This window comes from Dietzia sp. CQ4, from assembly GCF_014145125.1.
Taxonomy (GTDB): Bacteria; Actinomycetota; Actinomycetes; order Mycobacteriales; family Mycobacteriaceae; genus Dietzia; species Dietzia natronolimnaea.
In genome coordinates, this window is record NZ_JAALDZ010000424.1 from 1 (window position 1) to 1,507 (window position 1,507).

Sequence of the window (1,507 nt, forward strand, 5' to 3'; positions counted from 1 at the left end):
GCGAGCAGATCGTCGATCGACTCGGGGCCCGGTACGGATGTCATGGCTCCACGCTAACGTCGAACCCATGACCGAGAGCAGCGCAGCGCAGGGCGAGACCGGGAACCCGTTCGATCCGACGCAGTGGCGGGAGGTCGAGGGCTTCCGGAACGGGGAGGACCTCACGGACCTCACCTACCACCGCCACGTGGGCGAGGGCCGGGCCGACGGGATCGTGCGGATCGCCTTCGACCGCCCCGAGGTGCGCAACGCCTTCCGGCCGCACACCGTGGACGAGCTGTACCGGGTGTTCGACCACGCCCGCCGCTCCCCCGACGTGGGCACCGTGCTGTTCACGGGCAACGGGCCGAGCGCCAAGGACGGCGGCTGGGCGTTCTGCTCCGGCGGCGACCAGCGGATCCGCGGCCGGTCCGGCTACCAGTACTCCACGGAACACGACTCTGACGTGGCCGGCGCGACCGCCGACAAGGTCGACGAGGCGCGGGTCAAGGCCGAGGGCGGCCGGCTGCACATACTCGAGGTGCAGCGGCTCATCCGCACCATGCCCAAGGTGGTGATCTGCCTGGTCAACGGCTGGGCGGCCGGTGGCGGGCACTCGCTTCACGTGGTGAGCGACCTGACCCTGGCCTCCCGCGAACACGCCCGGTTCAAGCAGACCGACGCCGACGTGGGGTCCTTCGACGCCGGCTACGGCAGCGCGTACCTGGCCAAGCAGGTGGGCCAGAAGTTCGCGCGCGAGATCTTCTTCCTGGGTCAGGCGTACACGGCCGAGGAGATGTTCCAGATGGGCGCGGTCAACCGGGTCGTCGACCACGCCGAGCTCGAGAACACCGCGATCGAGTGGGCACGGCAGATCAACGGCAAGTCGCCCACCGCGCAGCGGATGCTCAAGTTCGCGTTCAACCTCACCGACGACGGCCTGATGGGTCAGCAGGTGTTCGCCGGCGAGGCCACACGACTGGCGTACATGACCGACGAGGCGGTGGAGGGGCGCGACGCGTTCCTGGAGAAGCGCGACCCGAACTGGGACGACTTCCCCTACTACTACTGACGGCGCCGGTCCGGTCCATGCCCGCTACCCGCGACCTGCGCACCCTGCCCGTCCCCGGCGGCTTGGCCGTCACCGCCCTGTTCCCCACGTTCGAGCAGCTCCTGGCCGACCGTGGCCCCGCGCTGCTGCCCGTCCCGTCCGACGACCCCGCCCGGACGCGTCTGCTCGTCGGCGCCATGCACCCCGACGAGCCGATCGACGACCGGGCGGCTCTGGTGGTGAGCACCTCCGGCTCGACGGGCACTCCCAAGGGAGCGATGCTGTCCGCCGCCGCGTTGGCCGCGTCGGCCTCCGCCACCGACGCGTTCCTCGGCGGGCCGGGGCGCTGGCTGCTCGCGTTGCCCGCGCACCACATCGCAGGCCTCCAGGTGGTCCTGCGCAGCCTGCGAGCCGGTCACGAGCCGGTGGTGATCGACGTGACGCGCGGGTTCGATCCCGCCGCACTGCCGGGGGCGG

2 protein-coding genes are annotated in these 1,507 nt (G+C 71.3%); both read left to right on the forward strand.

What is annotated here, in order from left to right; translation table 11 throughout:
• Window positions 1-67 precede the first annotated feature (67 nt).
• The gene (locus G6031_RS18225) at window positions 68-1,051 is read left to right on the forward strand and encodes a 1,4-dihydroxy-2-naphthoyl-CoA synthase (RefSeq protein ID WP_182610820.1); all 984 of its coding nucleotides are present in this window, start codon (window positions 68-70) and stop codon (window positions 1,049-1,051) included.
• 17 nt (window positions 1,052-1,068) lie between these two features.
• On the forward strand, window positions 1,069-1,507 hold a 439-nt coding region (locus G6031_RS18230; protein ID WP_182654044.1), incomplete at its 3' end, for an AMP-binding protein.